A 3,666-nucleotide genomic window follows, 5' to 3' on the forward strand; every position below is an offset into this window, starting at 1 on the left:
CCAGCCGGGCAGTTCGCAGTCGCGCGCCAGCTGGTAGCTCATCACCTTGGGGATGGGCAGCTTGGTGATGGCTTCATGGAGCGCCCTTTGCAGGCCCGCCTGCAGCGTCGCGCCGGCGACGATGCTGTCGTGGAACAGGGCCTCGGCCCTGCCGTCGGGTGCGCGCCCGAGCGCGGCCACGGCGGCGGCCGGGTCGGACAGGTCGGCGCCCAGCGCCTGCAGCTTCCTGAGCAGCGCCGGCGTGGCGTTGCCTTCGGCGTCCAGGCCCACGGCGACGGGCATCAGCTTTTGCCGCACGGCCCTGTCCGCGGCCTTGTCGGAGACGGCGCTCACGTGCGCCGCCAGGCGCCGCGGCGAGGCAAACGGCGTCACGGCGGACGCGGCGCTGGTCAGGCCCTGCGCCTCAAGCTGCGCGCCGAGCACGCTGGCAAACGCGTCGCCCAGCTGCCGCAGCGCCTTCGGGGGCAGCTCCTCCACCAGCAGTTCGACCAAAAGATTTTCGACTGTCATCGTTCAGGGGCTCCGGGTCTGCTGCTCAGGCGGCGGCCATGCGTTCCACCCAGGCACGCGGCGCCATGGGGAAACCCAGGCGCTCGCGGCTCGCGCAGTAGCTCTGCGCCACGGCGCGCGCCAGGTTGCGGATGCGGGCGATGAAGGCCGCGCGCTCGGTCACGCTGATGGCGCCGCGCGCGTCCAGCAGGTTGAAGCTGTGCGCGGCCTTGAGCACCTGCTCGTAAGCGGGCAGCGCGAGTTGCTGCTCGACGAGGTGCCGGGCCTGCCTTTCGTGCGCGTCGAATGCGGAAAACAGGAAGTCCGCGTCGCTGTGCGCGAAGTTGTACGCGGACTGCTCGACCTCGTTTTGCCGGTACACGTCGCCGTAGCTCAGCCGGGCACCGCCGGCGCCCTGCGTCCAGGTCAGGTCGTAGACGTTGTCCACGCCCTGCAGGTACATCGCCAGGCGCTCCAGGCCGTACGTGATCTCGCCCGTTGCGGGCTTGCAGTCGATTCCGCCGACCTGCTGAAAGTAGGTGAACTGCGTCACCTCCATGCCGTTGAGCCAGACCTCCCAGCCCAGGCCCCAGGCGCCCAGCGTGGGGTTCTCCCAGTCGTCTTCGACGAAGCGGACGTCGTTCTTCTTCAGGTCCAGGCCCAGCGCCTGCAGCGAGCCCAGGTACAGATCCAGAATGTCCGCCGGCGCGGGCTTGAGCACCACCTGGAACTGGTAGTAATGCTGCAAGCGGTTCGGGTTCTCGCCGTAGCGGCCGTCCTTGGGCCGGCGGCTGGGCTGCACGTAGGCCGCCTTCCAGGGCTCGGGGCCGATGGCGCGCAAAAAGGTCGCGGTGTGCGAGGTGCCCGCGCCCACCTCCATGTCATAGGGCTGCAACAGGGCGCAGCCCTGCGCGTCCCAGTAGGACTGCAACTTCAGGATGATTTGCTGGAAGGTCAACATGGCGTCTGCGACGCTGGCGGGCCAGGGCCGGGCGATTCAGGGGAGAGAGGGAAAGAAGCGCTGCAAGAAGGCGGACCTTGCGCGCCAAGCCGGCGATTCTACGGCGCTGCGGCCGGCCCCGGGCGCAAACTCAGCCCCGCACGCCAATGTGGATGTCCACCATGTCCGGACCTGCATGGGCCTCGAAGTCGGTGCCGAAGCGGCGTTGCACCTGGGGGTTGTCGTCGAAGTAGCGCCAGACCTCGTTCCAGGTCCCGATCACCGTCTGCGGCATGCTGCCCTGGCCCCTGAAGACCAGGTAGTCGCCCGCCTGGACCTCCACCTGCGCAGCGCCGGGCTCGCCCGCCGCGCCGTCGGACGACACCAGAACGCCCACGGTGAGGTCAAAGGCGCCGTACTGATCGGATTCGTAGGCGCTGTAGACGCCGAAGATGCGCTCGTCGCCACCGGAAGGGCGCTGGCTGTAGAACCGCTTCCATAGACCGCCAATGCGCGCGGTCGCAGGATCCATCTCGTCGCAGTTGCGGGTACGCACGGCCATGCCGGCAACGCGAAAGGCCGGGACGTGGAGAGAAACAGGTGGCATGTCGGTCACTCACAGAAAGATGTTCATCCACCGGTGCTGGTGGTGGGCCGCACGCTGCCGGCTGACAGCGTGCTGCCCGTAGCGTATCACCCGCGTTCGCGGCCGCGCTCCCCCCGGGCCGGAGGCCGCTGCGGGGTGGCCTCTGCGAAACCCCGCAGCGCCTCATCCAGCACCTCCACCCAATGCCTGACCGGCGTGCTGGTGCCGCTTTGCAGGTGCGTGATGCAACCGATGTTCGCCGACAGGATGGCGTCAGGCGCCTGGTCGCCAAAGGCCTGGCCCAGGGCGCCGAGTTTGCGCTCGCGCAGCTGCTGCGACAGCTGGGGTTGCAGCACCGAGTAGGTGCCTGCCGATCCGCAGCACAGCTGCGCCTCGCCGGGCGCCGGGCGCAGTTGGAAGCCCAGTTGCGCCAAGTGGGTCTCGACCCCGCCGCGCAGCTTTTGCCCATGTTGCAGCGTGCACGGCGGGTGGTAGGCGTAGCGTCCGTCCGGGGGCCGCACGCGGCCCGCGAGCCGGTCGACCAACTCGGGCAGCAGTTCCGACAGGTCGCGTGCCAGGGCGCTGATGCGCTGCGCTTTGGCGGCGTACTGCGGGTCGTCCCTGAGGGCATGGCCGTACTCCTTGATGGTGACGCCGCAGCCCGAGGCGTTGCTGACGATGGCCTCTGCGCGGCCGGACTCCAGCTGCGGCCACCAGGCGTCGATGTTCGCGCGCATCGCGGCCCGGGCGCCTTGCGCGTCGTCGAGATGGAGTTTCAGCGCGCCGCAGCAACCGGCCCGGGCGGCGACCATGGTTTGCATGCCCGCGGCGTCGAGCACCCGGGCGGTGGCGCTGTTGATATTCGGCAGCAGCGCGGGCTGCACGCAGCCGGCCAGCAGCAGCACCCGGCGCGCATGTTCGCGCGTGGGCCAGGTGCCGGCGTCTTGCGCTTTGGGCACCTTGGCCTGGAGCGCTGCGGGCAGCAGTCCGCGCAGCCGCTGCCCGGCCCTGATCGCGGGCGCGAACAGGGGCGAGGGCAGGCCCTCCTTCAACACCCAGCGCAGCGCCCGCTCGCCCGGCGGGCGGGGCACTTTTTCGGCGACGATGGTGCGGCCTATGTCCAGCAGATGGCCGTATTGCACGCCGCTGGGGCAGGTGGTTTCGCAGTTGCGGCAGGTCAGGCAGCGGTCCAGGTGCAGCTGCGTCTTGCGGCTCGGGGCCTGGCCTTCGAGCACTTGCTTGATCAGGTAGATGCGCCCGCGCGGACCGTCGAGCTCGTCGCCGAGCAGCTGGTAGGTGGGGCAGGTGGCGGTGCAAAAACCGCAGTGCACGCATTGGCGCAGGATGGCTTCGGCCTGCAGGCCGTCGGCACGGGCGCGGTATTCGGGGGCGAGTCGGGTTTGCATGGGGCTGGCGAAGAATCCGGGACAGGAAATGGCACTACCAGCCCCGGGCCATGCGGCCGGGGTTGAAGACGCCGGCCGGGTCAAAGCTGCGCTTGAGCCGGGAGTGGATCTGCTCCAGCGCTTTCGACGGCAGGTCGAGCGCGTCGCCGGATTTGTCCGCGCTGGCTGCGATGAAGATGCCGGCGCTCCCGCCGACGGCACGGGCCGCCTCGCGCAAGGCCGTGCCTGCGGACTCGGGGGCCTGC

The 3,666-nt window shown here is 69.8% G+C and carries 4 protein-coding genes and 1 pseudogene; all 5 read right to left on the reverse strand.

Going from position 1 to position 3,666, the window contains the following annotated elements; all coding sequences use genetic code 11:
• On the reverse strand, positions 1–510 hold a 510-nt coding region (locus VTU_RS29135; RefSeq protein ID WP_010108405.1), incomplete at its 3' end, for a glycine--tRNA ligase subunit beta.
• A 25-nt stretch (positions 511–535) separates the two neighbouring features.
• Positions 536–1,450, reverse strand: coding sequence for a glycine--tRNA ligase subunit alpha (gene glyQ, locus VTU_RS0121120; protein WP_010108406.1), 915 nt, complete (start codon positions 1,448–1,450; stop codon positions 536–538).
• Positions 1,451–1,580: 130 nt separating this feature from the next.
• Positions 1,581–2,036 carry a GyrI-like domain-containing protein gene (locus tag VTU_RS0121125; RefSeq protein WP_029554632.1) on the reverse strand — a complete coding sequence of 152 codons (456 nt, stop codon included), beginning with the start codon at positions 2,034–2,036 and terminating at the stop codon, positions 1,581–1,583.
• 86 nt (positions 2,037–2,122) lie between these two features.
• The gene (glcF, locus tag VTU_RS0121130; protein WP_010108410.1) at positions 2,123–3,421 is read right to left on the reverse strand and encodes a glycolate oxidase subunit GlcF; all 1,299 of its coding nucleotides are present in this window, start codon (positions 3,419–3,421) and stop codon (positions 2,123–2,125) included.
• A 34-nt stretch (positions 3,422–3,455) separates the two neighbouring features.
• A pseudogene (gene glcE, locus VTU_RS29140) lies at positions 3,456–3,666 on the reverse strand (glycolate oxidase subunit GlcE); the annotation flags it as partial.

The sequence above is a fragment of the Verminephrobacter aporrectodeae subsp. tuberculatae At4 genome (genome assembly GCF_000193225.1).
Classification (GTDB): domain Bacteria; phylum Pseudomonadota; class Gammaproteobacteria; order Burkholderiales; family Burkholderiaceae_C; genus Acidovorax; species Acidovorax aporrectodeae.

Coding starts and splice junctions, on each gene's coding strand:
- glyQ (WP_010108406.1), bottom strand. CDS start 1,450: ATGTTGACCTTCCAGCAAATCATCCTGAAGTTGCAGTCCTACTGGGAC.
- glcF (WP_010108410.1), bottom strand. CDS start 3,421: ATGCAAACCCGACTCGCCCCCGAATACCGCGCCCGTGCCGACGGCCTG.
- VTU_RS0121125 (WP_029554632.1), bottom strand. CDS start 2,036: ATGCCACCTGTTTCTCTCCACGTCCCGGCCTTTCGCGTTGCCGGCATG.